This window comes from Streptomyces cinereoruber (assembly GCF_009299385.1).
GTDB classification, from domain to species: Bacteria; Actinomycetota; Actinomycetes; order Streptomycetales; family Streptomycetaceae; genus Streptomyces; species Streptomyces bikiniensis.
The window spans coordinates 1,286,994-1,303,220 of sequence record NZ_CP023693.1; the positions used below are offsets into that span (position 1 = coordinate 1,286,994).

Consider the following 16,227-nt stretch of genomic DNA (forward strand, 5'->3'; position numbering starts at 1 on the left):
AAAACGGGGACAGTCCCCATATTCTCGTTCCATGACCACCGAACTGGGATTCCGACTGTCCGTCCTGGACACCGCTCCGGTGTGGCAGGGGTCGACCGCGACCGTGTCCCTGCGCAACACCATCCGGCTGGCCCGCGCCGTGGACCGGCTCGGCTACCACCGATTCTGGCTGGCCGAGCACCACAACATGCCGGCCCTCTCGACCTCGTCGCCGGCGATCCTCGCCGGGCAGATCGCCGCCGCCACCACCCGTCTGCGGGTGGGTGCCGGCGGCGTCATGCTGCCCAACCACCCGCCCCTCGTGGTCGCCGAGCAGTTCGGCACCCTGGCCGCCCTGCACCCGGGCCGGGTCGACCTCGGAGTCGGCCGCGCGCCCGGCACCGACCCGCTGACCGCCCGGGCCCTGCGGCGCCAGACCGGCCCGCTCGGCGGCAACGACTTCCCCGCCCAGATCCAGGAACTCATGCGCTACTTCGCGCCGCCCGCCGGCACCGCGCACGTCCTGGAACCCGGACACGGCACCGTCTCCGCCGTGCCCGCGGCCGAGCACTCCGTCCCCGTCTGGCTGCTCGGCTCCAGCGGCTACAGCGCGCAGCTCGCGGCGGCCCTGGGCCTGCCCTTCGCCTACGCGCACCACTTCTCCCCGCACGGCACGACCGCCGCGCTCGACGCCTACCGCGCCGAGTTCCGGCCCTCCGAGTACCTCGCCGAGCCGTACACCATCGTCTCCGTCTTCTGCGGCGTGGCCGAGGACGACGAGCGCGCGGCCCGGCTGAGCGACCCGCTGCGCGTGATCACCGCCCGGTCGCTGCGCGGTCAGAACCCGTACTTCCCGTCCGTGGACGAGGCCGCCCGCTTCTCCTACACCGCGGAGGAGCGGGCGGTCGTCGACCAGATGTACGCGCCGCAGATCTTCGGCGGGCCCGAGACCGCGCGGCGGCGGGTCACCGAGTTCGCCAAGGCCACCGGCGCCGACGAGCTGATGATGCTCAGCGTGATCCAGGACCACGACGAGCGGGTCCGCTCCTACGAGCTGCTGGCCGAGGTGACCGGGCTGGGCTCCCCCGCCGACGCCCCCTCCGACGCGGCCTGAGCCACCGCCTCGGCGAGGAGCCGGAACGTCCGGACCCTGGCCCGCAGGCCGTACACGGGCACCGACGCGAGCAGTTCGTCGGCGCCCGTGCGGGCACGGAGACCGGCGAGACGCCGGCCCGCCGTCTCCACCCCGCCGATGATCTGCGGAGCCGCGTACTCGTCGAGGAAGCGCCGCTGGGCGCCCGTCAGCGGATACGCGGCCGCCTCCTCGGGCGTGCGGAACAGGGTCAGCGGATTGATCCGCCCCTCCACCTGGGCCACCTTGGCGGGCCCGGCCTGGTACTCGGCCTCCTCGTCGGACTCGGCCACCACCACCTGCGCCGACACCGCGACGTACGGTCGCTCCAGCCGCTCCGAGGGGCGGAACTCCGCACGGTAGCGGTCCGTCGCGGCCTCCGTGCCCGCCGGGTTGAGGTGGTGGGCGTAGGCGTACGGCAGGCCGAGCCGGGCCGCCAGCGAGGCGCTGGAGGGGCTCGTGCCGAGCAGCCAGACGGGCACCGGGTGCTCCACCGCCGGACAGACCGCGACCGGCGGGCGGTCACCCGGCGCGGACGGCGACAGATAGCCGATCAGCTCCGCCAGCTGCTCGCCGAAGGCGCCCTCGTGCGCCGGGTCGCCCGTGCGGCGCAGCGCCCGCGCGGTGGCGGGCTCACCGCCCGGAGCGCGGCCGACGCCGAGGTCGATCCGGCCCGGGTGGAAGGCCTCCAGGGTGGCGAACTGCTCCGCCACGACGTACGGCACGTGGTTGGGCAGCATCACGCCGCCCGAGCCGATCCGCAGCGTCGAGGTGACGCCGGCCAGCTGCCCGATCAGCACCGGTGGCGTGGAGGTGCCGAAGGCCGGCATGTTGTGGTGCTCGGCCAGCCAGTAGCGGTGGTAGCCGAGGCGCTCCACCTCCGGCGCGAGCTCCAGGAGTTCCCGCAGCGCCCGGGCGGCCGGAACCCCGTTGAAGACGGGCACCGTGTCGAGCACGGAGAGACGGAAGGGGACGGTGTCGTTCATGGGCGACTCACGATCGTCGGACGCGGCCGGAGCCCGGGGGCCCGGCCGGGGTGGTCGGGGAATCGGCGGACCGCGGCGCGACGCCGTCGGCCCGCGGGGGCGGGGCGGACAGGGGTGCCCACGGGCGTCCCGGGGGCGCGCCGGCCGTCACGCCGGTCTCCCGGCGTCCTGCCGGTCCGGTACGGCGACGGGGGTCGCCGCGCCGAGGAGCTCCCGGGTCCAGGGGTGCTCCGGGCGGGTGAAGACCTGCTCGGAGGGCCCGGTCTCGACGACGCCGCCCGCCCGCATCACCGCGACCCGGTCGCTGACCCGGCGCACGACGCCGAGGTCGTGCGAGATGAACAGCAGGGCCACGCCCAGCTGTTCACGGACCCGCTCGAACACCTCCAGCACCTGTGCCTGCACGGAGACGTCCAGCGCGGAGACCGGCTCGTCGCAGACCAGCACGTCCGGTTCCGGCGCGAGCGCGCGGGCGACGGCCACCCGCTGCCGCTGACCGCCGGACAGCCCGCGCGGGCCGCGGTCGAGCAGCTCGGGCCCCATGCCGACGAGGCCCAGGAGTTCGACGACCCGCTCCCGGTGACGGCGCGCGGCCCGCCGGCCGCCGGCGCCGAGCGCCTCGGCCACGATCCGCTCCACCGTCCAGCGCGGGTCGAAGGAGGACAGCGGGTCCTGCTGCACCAGCTGGATCCGGCCGCGCAGGGCGGCCCGCGAGCGTTCGCCGGCACCTGACCAGGGTCGGCCGAGCAGGGTCACCGACCCCTGGTCGGGCTCGGTGAGCCCGAGCACGATCCGGGCCAGCGTGGACTTTCCCGAGCCGGACTCGCCGAGGACGCCGAGCGTCTCGCCCGCGTGCAGCACACAGGACACGCCGTCGAGCGCGGTCGTGCCGCCGCCGGGCCCGGCGTAACGCTTCACCAGGCCGTCGGCGCGCAGCACCTCCGTGCCGGCGCCGCCGCTTCCGGCGCTCGGCCGACGGGCGGCACGGGCGTCGGGGACCGCGTCGAGAAGACGGCGGGTGTACGGATGGGCGGGCGCGGCGAGGACCTTCGCGGCGGGGCCGCTCTCCACGATCCGCCCGTCCCGCATCACCGCGATCCGGTCGGCGAGCCGGGCGACCGCCGCCAGGTCGTGGCTGATCAGCAGCAGGGCGGTGCCCGCGTCCCGGCGGGCGGCGAGCAGGTCGAGGATCTGCGCCTGCACGGTCGTGTCGAGTGCGGTGGTCGGCTCGTCGGCGATCAGGACGCGGGGTCCCGCGGCGAGGGCGGAGGCGATCAGCGCCCGCTGCCGCTGCCCGCCCGAGAGCTGGTGCGGGAACTGCCGGGCCCGCCGCTCGGGCGCGGGCACGGCTACCTCGCGCAGCAGCTCCACGGCCCGGTCCGGCCGGTCGCGGCGGGTCCCGATGCCGTGGTTGGCGAGCGACTCCTCGATCTCGGCGCCGACCCGTCGCAGCGGGTCGAGGGAGACCAGCGCGTCCTGGAGGACCAGGCCGATCTCGGCGCCGCGCAGCCGGCGCCACGCGCGTTCGTCGAGGGCGGTCAGGTCCCGGCCGTCGAAGTCGAGGGTGCGGGCGGTCACGGTGGCGCCCGGCCCGGTGAGTCCGGCGAGGGTGCGGCCGGTGAGGGTCTTGCCCGAGCCCGACTCGCCGACCAGGGCCAGGCACTCGCCGGCCCGCAGTGTCAGGTCCACACCGTGCACGACCTCCGTGCGCCGGCTGCCGCGCCCGAAGGAGATCCGCAGGTCCTCCACGGTGACGAGGGCCCGCTCCGCGCGGGTGGTGTCAGGCTTCACGGCCGTCCCTCCGGTCGAAGCGGCGTTGCAGGGCCCGGCCGACGACCGTCACGGAGACGACGGTGACCGTGATGGCCAGGCCGGGGAAGACGGCCGCGGCCCACGCGGTGTCCAGGTGGTCGCGGCCCTCGGCGAGCATCGCGCCCCACTCCGGTGAGGGCGGCTGCGGCCCGAGGCCGAGGAAGCTGAGGGTCGACCCGGCGACGACGGCGCCGCCCACGTTGACCGTGGCCAGGACGAGCAGCGGCGGCAGGGCGTTGGGCAGCAGGTGCCGGAACAGGATCGACGCCCGGCCGCGGCCCATCACCAGGGCCGCCTGCACGTAGTCGCTGCCGCGGATGGCGAGCGCCTGGCCGCGGGCGAGCCGGACGAAGCCGGGCAGCAGCGAGGCACCGATGGCCAGGGTGGCGTTGCCGGTGCCGGGGCCGAGGACGGCGACGACCACCAGCGACAGCATCAGCCCGGGGAAGGCCATCAGGATGTCGGTGGCGCGCATCAGGACCTGGTCGACGGCGCGGCCCGCGGTCGCGGCGAACACGCCGAGCAGCGAGCCGCCCACGACGGCGAGGGCGGTCGCGCCGAAGCCGATGACCAGCGAGGTGCGGGCCCCGTGCACGATCCGGCTGAACACGTCGCGTCCCAGCTGGTCGGTGCCCAGCCAGTGTCCCGACCCGGGCCCCGCGAGCGCGTCGACCGGATCGATGAGGTCCGGCTGCCGGGGCGCGACCAGGTCCGGCGCCACGGCGGCGGCGACGACGGCGAGCAGCGTCACCGCGGCGAGCGCCACGCCCGGCCGGAACCCGCGCGGCTCGCGGCGCGGGAGCGCGGCGGCGTCGCCCGGGGGGCCGGCGGGCGTCCCGTCGGCGCCGGCCGCGGCACCGGGTGCGGAGGTCGGGGCGGACGCGGAGGCCGAGGCGGTCATCCGATGCTCCTCTCGTCGATGCGCGGGTCCACGAGCCGGTAGAGCACGTCCACCGCGAGGTTGATCAGGGCGAAGGCGACGGCGGAGACCAGTACGACGCCGGTCACCACCGGCAGGTCGCGGCCGGCGACGGCGGCGGCCGTGACCTGGCCCAGGCCCTGACGGCTGAAGACGGTCTCCACCACGACCGCGCCGCCGAACAGCGCGCCCACCGCCCAGCCGGACAGGGTGATCAGCGGGATCAGTCCGTGCCGCAGCGCGTGCCGGAGCCGGATCGCGGTCTCGCCGCCGCCCCGGGCGCGCGCGGTGAGCACGAAGGGCTGTTCCAGGGCCCGTTCCAGCTCCTCCCGCAGCACCTGGGTGAAGGCCCCGACGAGACCGGCCGCGAGGGTGACCGCAGGGAGCACCAGGGCGGCGATGTCGCTGCCGCCCATCGCCGGGAACCAGCGGAGCCGGAAGGACAGCAGCGCCAGCAGGAGCAGGCCGGTCCAGAAGGCCGGGGTGGAGGCGGCGACGAGTTCGAAGGCGGAGGTGATCCGCCGGGCCCGCGGCCGGTGGGCGGTGAGCACGGCCAGGGCGACCGAGACGAGCAGCGCGAGCAGCAGGGCGGCGACGGCGAGCTGGACGGTGGGCCACAGCTGCCCGCCGATCACCTCGCCGACCGGCTCCTGGAGCTGGAAGGACTCGCCGAGGTCGCCGGTGAGCAGCCCGCGCATGAACCGCCCGTACTGCACGGCGAGCGGCTCGTCGAGGGCGAGGTCGTGCCGTACCCGCGCCACGAGTTCGGGCGTGGGGTTGGTGGAGCCGAGCATGCTGCGCACCGGATCGCCGGGCAGCAGCCGGAAGGCGAAGAAGACGGCGTTGGCGGCGCCGAACACGACGAGGGCGGCCAGCGACAGGCGCCGCGCGAACCAGCGGAGGGGCGGCATCGTCAGTCCTCCAGCCGGGCGTCGTGGAAGCGGGGGTACGCCTGGACGTCGAAGGTCACGCCGCGCACCCGGTCGGCGACCCCGAGGAGCGTGGCGGGGGCGTACACGGGCAGGGCGTAGACCTGGTCGTTCACGCGTGTCTGGGCCTTCGCGTACAGGGCCGTGCGGCGGGCGGGGTCGCGGGTGGCGGAGGCCTCGCGGAGCCAGCCGTCGAGCTGCGGGTCGCTGAGCCCGAAGGCGTTGACGCCGCCCTTGTCGCCGGTCTGTCCGGAGTCGAAGAACGTCCGCAGGATGTCGGGCTCGGCGCGGTTCCAGCTGAAGGCGAGGACGTCGGCGTCGCGGCCGACCGCCTTCTCCAGGTAGGCGCCGGGTTCGAGGGCGGTGAACCGCAGCTCGATGCCGGCCCGTTTGGCCTCGGCCTGGATGCCCTGGCCGAGCAGCGCCCGCTGGTCGCGCATCAGACTGGTCATGTAGGGCCAGTGCACGGTGAGGCGGGCGCCGTTCCTGGTGCGGTAGCCCTGCTCGTCGCGCCCGGTCCACCCGGCCGCGTCGAGGAGCCGGGCCGCCTCCTCGGGGTCGTACGGCCACTCCCCCTCGGTCGCCCGGGAGTACCCGTCGGTGGCGGGTGTCAGCGGGCTCCACGAGCGCTCGTACACGCCCGAGTACAGCGCCTTCACCAGCGCGTCGAAGCGCACGGAGCGCTGCAGGGCGCGGCGCACGCGCGGGTCGTCGAGCGGCGCCCGGTTGACGTTGAGCAGGAGGGTGTACGGCGCGCCGGGCTGGGTGGCCCGCATCAGCCGGAAGCCGTCGGCGTGCCGGAGCCTGCCGACGTGGCTGGGCGGTACGGCGGAGGCCAGGTCGACCTGGCCCGAACTGAGGGCGCCGAAGCGCGAGGCGGCCTCCGGGATGAACTCGACGGTGATGCCGGCGACGTGCGCCGGTCCCCGGCCGGCGGCGTCCGGCGGGCCCCACGCGTAGTGCGGGTTGCGGTCCAGGTCGAGCCGCCGGTTGCGGGTCCAGCCGGCGAAGACGAACGGGCCGCTGCCGACGGGCTTCAGGCACGTCCGGCCGCGGTTCGCGCGCAGCGCGGCGGGCGACTGGATGCCGAACGTGGCCGTGGACAGCACCTGGAGGAACGGCGTGTACGGACGGGAGAGCCGGATCCGTACGGTGCGGGCGTCGAGGACGGTCGCGCCCTCGTACATGGAGATGAGCCCGGCCGCGTACTGCGACTTGGTCTCGGGCGCGACGGTGTGGTCGAGGGTGGCCTTGACGGCGGTCGCGTCGAAGGCGGTGCCGTCGTGGAAGCGGACCCCGTCGCGCAGGTGGAAGGTGTACGTCCGCCCGTCGCCGGAGATCTCCCAGGACGTGGCGAGCCAGGGCCGGACGCGGCCCCGGGCGTCCGTGGAGAGCAGCGAGTCGAAGACGTTGCGGCCGAGGGCCGCCGTCACGTCGTACGGGCTGATCTGCGGGTCCAGGCAGTCGGGCTGGGAGTCGACGGCGTACACGATCCGGCCGTCCCGCCCGTCCGCCCGGCCGGGCCCGGTGCCGCACCCGGTGGCGACGGAGGCCAGGGCCAGCGCCGCCACCAGGGCCCGGCGGACGACGGAGCGATGCGTACGGATCCTCATGCGCCCGGCTACCCCTCGCCGTCGTCGGTGCCGGCGGTGACCCGGAGCGCGGCGGCCGGGCACAGGTGCTCGGCCTCCCGGGCGAGCTTCGCGTCCGCCTCGGTGGCGACGGAGTCGGTCAGCAGGACGACGATGCCCTCCTCGTCCTGGTCGAACAGGTCGGGCGCGGTCAGGACGCATTGTCCCGCGCCGACGCAGCGGTCGGAGTCGGCGAGGACGCGCACCGGCCTCACCACGCCACGGGGAGTTCGTAGATGCCCTGCACACCGCTCTGCGCGGGCTTGATCTCCACCTCTTCGGCGGGAACGGCGAGCCGCAGCCCCGGGATGCGGGAGAAGAGCAGGGTGAGCGCGCTCCGCAGCTGGGCGCGGGCCAGGTTCTGGCCGATGCACTGGTGCACCCCGTAGCCGAAGGCGAGGTGGTGGCGGGCGCCGCGGCCGAGGTCGAGCACGTCGGGGTCCTCGAAGGCCTCCGGGTCGCGGTTGATCTCGGCGGCGGAGAGCATCACGCTGTCGCCGGCCTCGATGCGGACGTCGCCGACGGTGATGTCCTCGGCGGCGATCCGCATGGCCACGTCTCCGATGGAGAGGTAGCGCAGCAGCTCCTCGACGGCCGGTCCCGCGGCGTCCGGGTCGGCGCGGAAGGCCTCCAGCTGCCCCGGGTGCTGCAGCAGCGTGAACGTGCTCAGCGTGATCATGCTGGCGGTGGTCTCGTGACCGGCCATCAGCAGGATGATGCCGAGCGCGATCACCTCCTCGCGGGACAGCGAACCCTCGGCGAGGTCCTTGTGCACCAGGGTGTCCAGCAGGCCCTCGCCCGGCTCCGGTTCCTTCTCCTTGCGGTCGACCAGGGAGACCAGGAAGTCCCGCAGGTTCGTCAGCGCCCCGGTCGCGTCCTCCTCGGACGCGTGGGAGGCGACGAGCATCGCCGACTGCTCCTCGAAGTAGGCGTGGTCCTCGTAGGGCACGCCGAGGATCCCGCAGATGGTGTGCGAGGACAGCGGCAGCGCGAGGCCGCGCAGGATCTCCGCGGGCGGGCCCTGTTCGAGGAGGGCGTCGACGAGTTCCCCGGCGCGCCGGTGGATCGACTCGCCGAGCTCGCGGGTGCGGCGCACGGAGAAGGACGGGATGACCCGGCGGCGGTACGCGGAGTGCTCCGGCTGGTCCATCCCGATGAGCATCGTCGCCTTCTGGATGGCCTTGCGGCGCGGGCTCGGCGACGGGAAGTCCGGCCGTCCCCAGTCGGAGGACAGCCGCGGGTCGACGAGCAGCTCACGGGCGACGGCATGGCCGAGGACCACCCAGGTGGGGCGGCCGTCGTACAGCCGGGCGCGCACCACGGGCCCCTCGGCCAGCCGCAGATCGCGGTAGCCGGGCGGCGGCTGGTACGGGCAGGTGCGCAGCTGCGGGAAGTCGGGCAGAGGCGCGTTACCGGTGGTGAGGCCCACGGCGCTGGGGCGTGACATGCGCAATCTCCTGCGAGCGGCGGCATTCGGGCTGGGCGGCCAGATTGGAACGGGTGTCTTGCGCCGCGCTAAAGGACGTCTGTGGGTGACGCCGTCGCGTGCGGCGCACGACACCCGCGCCGTGCCGGAGGACTGCTGTGGGTGACGTCCCGCGGCGCGGCACGCCGTATGTGCGCTGCTCCAGAGGGCCGCCGTGGTGCGGCCGGCCGGAAGACGGGTTTAGGCCGCGCTAAAGGGTCCTTTAGCCGGGCTGCGGAGATTGGCGGGATGCAGATCGCAGCCATCGCCCGGGAGCGGCGACACACGCTCTTCTTCCTCGACCAGATACGGCCCTTCGCGCCGGTCCACCTCGACACGGAGGTGGACATGTCCGGGGTGCTCGCGCACCGCGAGGCCCACCGCGGCGACAGCCGGCTGTCCGTGGTCACGTACGTGCTCCACTCCGCGGCCCGGGTGATCGCCGCCCACCCGGAGGCGAACGCCGCGATCCGCGGCCGGCTGCGCCCCACGGTCGCCCGCTACGGCGAGGTCTCCGGGAAGGTCGCCCTCGACAAGCTGGTCGGCGGCCGGCGGGTCGTGGTCTCCACCGTCCTGCCGGACCTGGACCGGACCGACCTCAAGGGCATCCAGCACGAGCTGGAGCGCTTCCGGGACGGCGATCCGGAGACCATGCCGGAGTTCGCCCCGATGCTGCTGCTGCACCGGCTGCCGTCGCTGATCGCGCGCGCCGCCTACCGCCGGGCGGTGCGCCCGCTCCTCGCCCACCCGCGCTTCTTCGGCACCTTCTCGGTGTCGTCCCTCGGCCACCGGGCGGTCGACGGCTTCCACTCGGTGGGCGGCACCACCCTCACCTTCGGCGTGGGCCGGATCGCGGAGCGTCCCGTGGTGCGGGACGGCGAGGTGACGAGCGCGCCCGTGATGCGGCTGAACCTCACCTTCGATCACCGCGTGATCGACGGCGCGGAGGCGGCGGACGTCCTCACCGAGGTCAAGGAGTCGCTGGAGGGCTACACGGCCGAGGAGGCGCTGCGGTGAACGACGTCACGGAGCTGAAGCGGTTCGTGGAGGTGCACGGCCGCATCCTCGGCATCCCGGGCGGGCGGCTGGCCCGGGTCCTCGGGCGGATCCGGCACGACGAGGAAGGCGAGCCCGGTTCCTGGGCCCGGGAGTGGACCGAGGCCGGCGTCGAACTGGAGCGGCGGGGCCGGGAGGCGGAGGCCGGACGGCACTTCAACATCGCCCGCTTCCCCTACGTGGACGGCCCCGCGCGCGCCGACGCGCAGGCGCGGACCGTCGCCTCCTTCGACCGCTGGCGGCTCGGCGGCACCGCCGGGATCCAGCGGATCGACCTCGGCCTCTCCGGCGGCCGGGTGCGCTGCTGGGCGGCCGGTCTCGCGCCCCGGGGCGGCGAGCGGCGGCCCGTGCTGCTGCTGAGCGGCGGCATCGTCAGCGTGAAGGAGCAGTTCGGTCCGATCCTCGCCGGGGCGGACCGCTTCGGTCTGGCCGTCGTCGCAGTCGAGATGCCGGGGGTCGGCGAGAACGAGCAGCGGTACGGGCCGGAGAGCCACCTCATGGTCTCCGAGCTGCTCGACGCGCTCGCGGACCGGGCGGACACCGACCGGACCGTCGCCGTGATGATGAGCTTCAGCGGCCACATGGCGCTGCGGGCGGCCCTCCACGACAAGCGGATCCGGGGCGTGGTGACGGCCGGCGCGCCGATCGGCGACTTCTTCACGGACGCCGATTGGCGGCCGCGGGTGCCCCGGGTCACCGTCGACACCCTGGCCCACCTCACCGGCCTCACCCCGGACACCGTGCTTCCCGGGCTGGTGGGCCTGGCGCTGACGCCGGACGAACTCGCCGCGATCCGGGTGCCCGTGGCGTACACGGTGAGCGCGCGCGACGAGATCGTCCCGCCCGGTGACCGGCTGCTCCTCGAACGGCACGTGCGCGAGCTGCGGCTGCTCGTCCACGACGACGTGCACGGCTCGCCGTCCCACGTCGCCGAGTCCCGGCTGTGGAGCCTGCGTTCCGCCCTGGACGCCCTGGGCGGTTTCGGGCCCCAGCGCCGGTTCCTCGGCCTCGCCCTGGCCGCGGTCCGGGCCCGCGAACGGCTGACCGGGGCGCGCGGGCGCACGACGGACACGGCGCCCACCCCAGCCACCACCCTCACCCCAGTCACGACAGCCACGACAGGAGGCGACGCATGAGCGGCGGACCTGGGACGGAGTTCCGCTTCGGGGTCAACGAGATCTCCCCCGAGGCCGACTGGCCCGAACGCGCGCGGGAGGCCGAACGGCTCGGCTACGACACCCTCGCGACCACCGACCACCTCGGCATGTCGGCGCCGTTCCCCTCGCTGGTGGCCGCGGCCGCCGTCACCACCCGGCTCCAGGTCGCCACCTACCTCACCAACGCGTCCCTGTGGGACCCCGAGGTACTGGCCCGGGAGATCGCCGGTACCGACCGGCTGACCGGCGGGCGGCTCAGCGTGGGCCTGCACGCGGGCTGGACCGGGAGCGCAGGGACGGCCGCGCTCACCCCCCAGGACAAGCGCGACCGGCTCGCCGACACGGTGGACGTCCTGGAACGCCTGCTGACGGACCCCGGGCAGCGGCCCCGCCCGGTCAGCAGCCCGCGGCCGCGGCTGATGCTCGGCGTCGGCGAACCGGAAGAGCTCGAACTCGCCGCGCGCCGGGCCGACACGGTCGTCTTCATCGGCGCCTCGCTGCCCCCGGGCAAGGACTTCGTGCTCCTCGGCCCCGACGAGTTCGCCGCCCAGGTGGACACCGTCCGGCGGCGCGCCGCCGAACTCGGCCGCTCCCCCGAACTGAACGTGGGGGTCAAGAGGGTCGTCGTCACCGACGACCGGAAGGCCGCCGCCGAGGCGCTGCGGCCCTCCCTCGCACCCCACCTGACGGCCGAACAGCTCCTGGAGCTGCCCACCCTGTTCCTCGGGACCCACGAGGAGATCGCCGAGCAGGTCCGGCACTGCCGCGACCGGTACGGCCTCACGTCGTACATGGTCCTCTCCGCCCACCTGTACGACTTCGCTCCCGTGATCCCGCTCCTGAGGAAAGGATGACCCCGTGACCGACCCCGTGATCGTCGTGGGCGCCGGCCCCACCGGTCTGATGCTCGCCTGCGAGCTCGGCCTGGCCGGGGCGCCCGTCGTCGTCCTCGACCGCCGCGACGCCCCCGATCCGCACGCCCCCGGCCAGGCCGTCAACGCGGGCGTCGTCGCGCTCCTCGAACAGCGCGGCCTGGCGGACGCGCTGCGCGCCTCCGGCCTCCCGCTGCCCGGCGCGCACTTCTCCCTGCTGTGGCTGCGGCCCGAGGAGATCACCGCCGACCGGCCCGAGGTGGGCACCGGACTGCTCGTGGCCCAGCCCCGGCTGACCGAGGTCCTGGAGCAGCGGGCCCGCGAACTCGGCGTGGACGTCCGCCGCGGGCACGAGGTGACGGAACTCCGCCAGTCCCCCGGACACGTGACGCTGAAGCTGCGCACCTCCGCGGGTGACTCCACGCTGCGCGGCTCGTACGTGGTCGCGGCCGACGGTGCCGGAAGCACCGTGCGGCGCCTCGCCGGCATCGACTTCCCCGGCAGCGGCTGGACCGTGTCCGGCATCGTCGGCGACGTCACGGTCGACTTCTCCGAGCTCGCCGTGCACCACCTGGGCGCCCACTACCTGCCCGCCGGCGGGGTGTACTCCGGGGCGCCCGCCGGGCCCGGGGTGCTGCGGGTGATCACCACCGTGTTCGGCGCCACGCCTCCCGCCCCGTCGGGTCCCGTCGCCGCGGAGGAGCTCCAGGGCGAGGTCGAGCACCTCACCGGGCAGCCGCTGCCGGCCCGCGAGGTGCTGTGGGCCCGCCGGTTCACCAGCCACAGCGGCAACGCCGAACGGTACCGCTCCGGCCGGGTGTTCCTCGCCGGCGACGCCGCGCACTCCTTCTACCCGCTGGGCGGGCTGCGGCTGAGCACCTGTCTCCAGGACGCCGTCAACCTCGGCTGGAAGCTCGCCGCGGACCTGGCGGGCTGGGCGCCGCCGGGCCTGCTCGACACGTACCACGCCGAGCGTCACCCGGAGGGCGAGCGGGCCCGGCTCGCGCTCGACGCCCAGCTGGCCCTGATGCACCCGGCGGCCCGCACCGCCGGTGCCCGCTCGCTCGTCGCGGACCTCGCCCGCTTCGAGGACGTGAACCGGTACCTGGTGGAGCTGGTGACCGGGGTCGACCCGCGCTATCGCGTGGGCACCGACGGCGCCTCCGGCTCCGTCGTCCCCGACCCGGCGCTCGGCGGCCGTGTCCCCGGCGCCGCGCCCCTGCTCCACGGCGGCGGGGGCCTGCTGCTCCTCGGCGCTGCCGACGGGGACGGCGAGCGGGGCGAGGGCGGTGCCCACGCCCGTACGGCGGCGGCCTGGGCCGACCGCGTGGGCGTCGCGCCGGCGCTCGCGGCCGACGCGACCCGCTCCGTGCTGCTGCGCCCGGACGGGCACGTCGTGTGGGCCGAGGGCTCGGGCTCGCTGGAGACGGCCCTGAAGAACTGGTTCGGCACGCCGCGCTGAGCGACCGGGGACACGGAAGAGGCGCCCGCGGTCACCGCGGGCGCTTTCGTGTACGGGGACGTGGCCGTTCGGGCCGCGTGGGGGCGGTCAGACCACTTCGAGGGCGAAGCCCGCCTTCAGCCACTTGCTGGACTCGACGGAGATCCCGAGGACCCGGTCGCCCGGCGCGAGCTGCGGCAGGACCTCCTCCAGCTGGAAGAACGGCATCGCGTTGCCCGTGTTGGCGATGGTGTCCACGCGGGTGATCTCCTCCGCGAGCGGCAGGTCCAGGCCCTCGACGATCCGCCGCGTCATGCGCCCCGACAGCTGGGGCGGCAGCAGGTAGTCCACGTCCGTGGCCGTCCAGCCCAGATCGCCGAGCAGTTCCTCGGCGATCTCCCGGGACATCACCGGGACGGACTCCTCGATCGCCTTGTAGTCCTCCTTGATGTGCGCGCGGTCCGCGTGGGCCCGGTCGAGCGCGCCGGTCCACTCCACGATCTGGCCCGGCGCGCGGCCCCGCCCGGTCAGCCGGTTGAGGACCCGGCGGATCACCGGCGCGCCCCCGGTCGGCTCCGAGGTCAGCACGGCCGCGCCGGCGCCGTCGCCGAACAGCACGAAGTTGACCAGCTCGCCCGAGTCGAGCTTCCTGAGGTCGACGCCCGGGTCGTAGTGCCGGGAGCACAGCTCGCCGCCGATCACCAGGGCCGTGCGGTGCCCGCCCGTGCGCAGCATCTGGCCGCCGACGTCGAGCGCCTGGAAGGCACCCGCGCAGCCCGACTGCAGCTGGTAGGTCGGCACGCCGTCGATCCCGAGCCGGTCCGCGACGATGTTGACCGTCGCGGGCATCAGCTGGTCGGGCGTGGCGGTGCCGAGGACGACCAGGTCGATGTCACCGGGCCCGAGGCCGGCGTCCGCCAGGGCGCGGGCGCCTGCCTCGGTCGCCAGATCGGCGAGGGTGGACCGGAGCTTGCCGGTCCCCAGATCCACCGACAGGTGCCGGGCCCTGGTCCCGACGAACGCGTCGACCCACTCCTCCCAGATCGGGTCCATGCCGAAGTGCCGGGCCAGGTCCGCGTTCTCGAGGGGGTCACCGGGCAGGGCGGTGCCCACGGACAGGATGTGGATTTCCGAGGCTTCCATCCCGCCACTCTCGGCCGCCCGGCTGTCGCTCCGCTGACGCCCGCCTAAAGGGCTCCTTAGGGCCTGTCCGGCGGCCCTCGGACGTCAGTCCCCCTCCGCGAGGATGCCCTTGATCTCCAGCATGCTGCGCAGGGCGGCGAACACGGCGGTGAAGGCCCTGTCCATGTCCGCCTTGGCCGCGGTGTACCAGCCGCCGTTGACGGCGGCCGCTCCGAACCGGTTTCTCACGTGCCCGAGTGCGACCATGTCGACGATGCTGGCGTCGCGTGCGCTCTCCAGTTCGGCGAGACTTCTCGGGGCCGCGTTCTCCAGGAAGAGCCTGTCCGGGCCGCAGTCGTTCAGCAGCGCCAGGATGTGCCGCTTGTACAGGCCGTACACCTCGGCGTTGGCGTCATCACCCAGCCCCGAATTCACCGTGCCGTAGTGGTGGTGCCGCCGGTGCGTGTCGAGCGTGGTGGCGAACTCCGTGCTCAGGAGGTCCAATTGCGTTTTCGCCGCCACCAGTTTCGCGTAGATGCGTTTCAGCTTCTCACTGCCGTGCACCTGCCCGGCTCCGTTGCGCCAGGCGACGAGAGCCGCGCCTTGCGCTTTGGCGGCCTCCCGGAATTCGTTGACCAGGGTCGCGACGTCGTTGAAGACGTGTTCTCCCTGGGCGTGGGCGACTCCGGCCGTGCTGTTGTTCTCTCCGATCACCCGCTGGACCGCGGCACCCCCGGTGACGGCCCGCTGCTCCCGTTCGGCGGCGGGTGCGTGTGTGACCTCGGGGAGTGCGGAGCGCAGGACGCGGGTGGCGTTGGTCTCGGCTTCGCGTTCGTAGCGGTCGGAGGGGTCGGAGATCTTCAGGCCGCTTCCGTTGTCGGTGCCTGCGACGGGGCCCTGACGTTGCTGGATGACGTGGGTGAGTTCGTGGGCGAGGGTGTGCCGGTCTCCGCCGCCTTCACCGATGACGACGTGGTTGCCGGAGGTGTAGGCGCGGGCGCCGACCTCGGCGGCGGAGGCCCTGGCGGCGGAGTCGTCGTGGACGCGGACGTCGGAGAAGTCCGCGCCGAGCCGGGATTCCATGTCGGTGCGGGTGGCGTCGTCGAGGGGACGTCCGGAGGTGCGCAGCACGTCGTGGACGGCGGAGCGCTGCACGGCGGGCTGTCCGGCCCGCGCGTTCTGCTGGTGGCCGCAGCCGGCCGTGTGCTGGTGCTGCTCCTGGGCCCAGGGGTGACCCGCCTGGCGCAGGAGCTGAACCAGCGCCTTGTTCCCGGCGGTGCGTTGGATGTCGAGGGCGTCGGACGGGGCGAGCGGGGCTCGCGCCGCCGTCTGCTGGTGTCGGTGTTCGGAGTCCGGAGACCGGTCGCCTTCGCGAGCCATGAAGAGGGCGCCTTTCCGCGGAGACAGTCGGGTTCCACTCCACGACACCGCTTCGAACAGGCCGGAGGAATGCCTCGGCGGGCAGGAGGGAGGGCAGCGGTCGCTGCCCGAGCGCCCCGGGGCGGGCCCTCCGAGAACACGCGCGTCACCGGCCCGCCCGGGTGTGAGGACGTACTCCGGTGGCCGGCGTCGGCTGCCGCGGCGAGGTGGATCTTCGCGGTGAGTCCGGCGCGGGACCGTCCGGGGGCATGGCCGGCCGGCGCGCCGGCCGGGCCCGTCAAGGGGTGACCGCGACCGCTCGGCGACGGCTTTAGGTCACGCTAAGCAGCCCGCAAGCCGCGTCGGC

General features: G+C 74.5%; 14 protein-coding genes. 5 read left to right on the forward strand and 9 right to left on the reverse strand.

Annotated features, from left to right (window positions below; genetic code table 11):
• Nucleotides 1-31 precede the first annotated feature (31 nt).
• A complete protein-coding gene (locus tag CP977_RS05585) occupies nt 32-1,093 on the forward strand; it encodes an LLM class flavin-dependent oxidoreductase (protein WP_062758153.1) in 1,062 nt (353 codons plus the stop codon).
• Here the strand turns inward: CP977_RS05585 and CP977_RS05590 are convergent.
• The 7 genes from CP977_RS05590 to CP977_RS05620 form a co-directional block, all read right to left on the reverse strand.
• Nucleotides 1,027-2,097 carry an LLM class flavin-dependent oxidoreductase gene (locus CP977_RS05590; RefSeq protein ID WP_062758155.1) on the reverse strand — a complete coding sequence of 357 codons (1,071 nt, stop codon included), beginning with the start codon at nt 2,095-2,097 and terminating at the stop codon, nt 1,027-1,029. The genes CP977_RS05585 and CP977_RS05590 overlap by 67 nt on opposite strands.
• A 147-nt stretch (nt 2,098-2,244) precedes the next feature.
• A complete protein-coding gene (locus tag CP977_RS05595; protein WP_079131417.1) occupies nt 2,245-3,888 on the reverse strand; it encodes a dipeptide ABC transporter ATP-binding protein in 1,644 nt (547 codons plus the stop codon).
• Complete coding sequence (locus CP977_RS05600; RefSeq protein WP_062758157.1) at nt 3,878-4,810, reverse strand: ABC transporter permease; 933 nt, start codon at nt 4,808-4,810, stop codon at nt 3,878-3,880. Before CP977_RS05600 ends, CP977_RS05595 begins: the two co-directional genes overlap by 11 nt.
• Complete coding sequence (locus tag CP977_RS05605; protein ID WP_062758159.1) at nt 4,807-5,739, reverse strand: ABC transporter permease; 933 nt, start codon at nt 5,737-5,739, stop codon at nt 4,807-4,809. Before CP977_RS05605 ends, CP977_RS05600 begins: the two co-directional genes overlap by 4 nt.
• Before the next feature lie 2 nt (nt 5,740-5,741).
• The gene (locus CP977_RS05610) at nt 5,742-7,370 is read right to left on the reverse strand and encodes an ABC transporter substrate-binding protein (RefSeq protein WP_152369718.1); all 1,629 of its coding nucleotides are present in this window, start codon (nt 7,368-7,370) and stop codon (nt 5,742-5,744) included.
• Nucleotides 7,371-7,378: 8 nt separating this feature from the next.
• On the reverse strand, nt 7,379-7,594 hold the full coding sequence (locus CP977_RS05615) for a ferredoxin (RefSeq protein ID WP_167308991.1): 216 nt from the start codon (nt 7,592-7,594) through the stop codon (nt 7,379-7,381).
• Between the two features lie 5 nt (nt 7,595-7,599).
• Nucleotides 7,600-8,835, reverse strand: a complete 1,236-nt coding sequence (locus CP977_RS05620; protein WP_062758166.1) for a cytochrome P450 — start codon at nt 8,833-8,835, stop codon at nt 7,600-7,602.
• Between the two features lie 267 nt (nt 8,836-9,102).
• Here CP977_RS05620 and CP977_RS05625 point away from each other — a divergent pair, with 267 nt between their 5' ends.
• Genes CP977_RS05625 through CP977_RS35180 form a run of 4 tightly spaced genes read left to right on the forward strand, consistent with a single transcriptional unit; the run spans nt 9,103 to nt 13,400 of the window.
• Nucleotides 9,103-9,870 (forward strand): 2-oxo acid dehydrogenase subunit E2, encoded by a 768-nt coding sequence (locus CP977_RS05625; RefSeq protein WP_062758168.1) that lies wholly within the window; start codon nt 9,103-9,105, stop codon nt 9,868-9,870.
• A complete protein-coding gene (locus CP977_RS05630) occupies nt 9,867-11,045 on the forward strand; it encodes an alpha/beta hydrolase (protein ID WP_152369720.1) in 1,179 nt (392 codons plus the stop codon). Before CP977_RS05625 ends, CP977_RS05630 begins: the two co-directional genes overlap by 4 nt.
• On the forward strand, nt 11,042-11,920 hold the full coding sequence (locus CP977_RS05635) for a TIGR03621 family F420-dependent LLM class oxidoreductase (protein WP_062758175.1): 879 nt from the start codon (nt 11,042-11,044) through the stop codon (nt 11,918-11,920). Before CP977_RS05630 ends, CP977_RS05635 begins: the two co-directional genes overlap by 4 nt.
• 4 nt (nt 11,921-11,924) lie before the next feature.
• Nucleotides 11,925-13,400: an FAD-dependent monooxygenase gene (locus tag CP977_RS35180; RefSeq protein ID WP_109186595.1), complete on the forward strand. Its 1,476-nt coding sequence runs from the start codon at nt 11,925-11,927 to the stop codon at nt 13,398-13,400.
• Nucleotides 13,401-13,487: 87 nt separating this feature from the next.
• Here the strand turns inward: CP977_RS35180 and CP977_RS05645 are convergent, their stop codons facing one another.
• Nucleotides 13,488-14,522 carry a 3-oxoacyl-ACP synthase III family protein gene (locus tag CP977_RS05645; protein ID WP_109186596.1) on the reverse strand — a complete coding sequence of 345 codons (1,035 nt, stop codon included), beginning with the start codon at nt 14,520-14,522 and terminating at the stop codon, nt 13,488-13,490.
• 84 nt (nt 14,523-14,606) lie between these two features.
• A complete protein-coding gene (locus tag CP977_RS05650) occupies nt 14,607-15,881 on the reverse strand; it encodes an eCIS core domain-containing protein (RefSeq protein WP_152369721.1) in 1,275 nt (424 codons plus the stop codon).
• Nucleotides 15,882-16,227: the final 346 nt, after the last annotated feature.

Excerpts from the sequence above, each read along its gene's own strand:
- CP977_RS05635 (WP_062758175.1), top strand. The coding sequence starts at position 11,042 with ATGAGCGGCGGACCTGGGACGGAGTTCCGCTTCGGGGTCAACGAGATC.
- CP977_RS05605 (WP_062758159.1), bottom strand. The coding sequence starts at position 5,739 with ATGCCGCCCCTCCGCTGGTTCGCGCGGCGCCTGTCGCTGGCCGCCCTC.
- CP977_RS05645 (WP_109186596.1), bottom strand. The coding sequence starts at position 14,522 with ATGGAAGCCTCGGAAATCCACATCCTGTCCGTGGGCACCGCCCTGCCC.
- CP977_RS05600 (WP_062758157.1), bottom strand. The coding sequence starts at position 4,810 with ATGACCGCCTCGGCCTCCGCGTCCGCCCCGACCTCCGCACCCGGTGCC.
- CP977_RS05650 (WP_152369721.1), bottom strand. The coding sequence starts at position 15,881 with ATGGCTCGCGAAGGCGACCGGTCTCCGGACTCCGAACACCGACACCAG.
- CP977_RS05585 (WP_062758153.1), top strand. The coding sequence starts at position 32 with ATGACCACCGAACTGGGATTCCGACTGTCCGTCCTGGACACCGCTCCG.
- CP977_RS05620 (WP_062758166.1), bottom strand. The coding sequence starts at position 8,835 with ATGTCACGCCCCAGCGCCGTGGGCCTCACCACCGGTAACGCGCCTCTG.
- CP977_RS05625 (WP_062758168.1), top strand. The coding sequence starts at position 9,103 with ATGCAGATCGCAGCCATCGCCCGGGAGCGGCGACACACGCTCTTCTTC.
- CP977_RS05590 (WP_062758155.1), bottom strand. The coding sequence starts at position 2,097 with ATGAACGACACCGTCCCCTTCCGTCTCTCCGTGCTCGACACGGTGCCC.
- CP977_RS05610 (WP_152369718.1), bottom strand. The coding sequence starts at position 7,370 with ATGAGGATCCGTACGCATCGCTCCGTCGTCCGCCGGGCCCTGGTGGCG.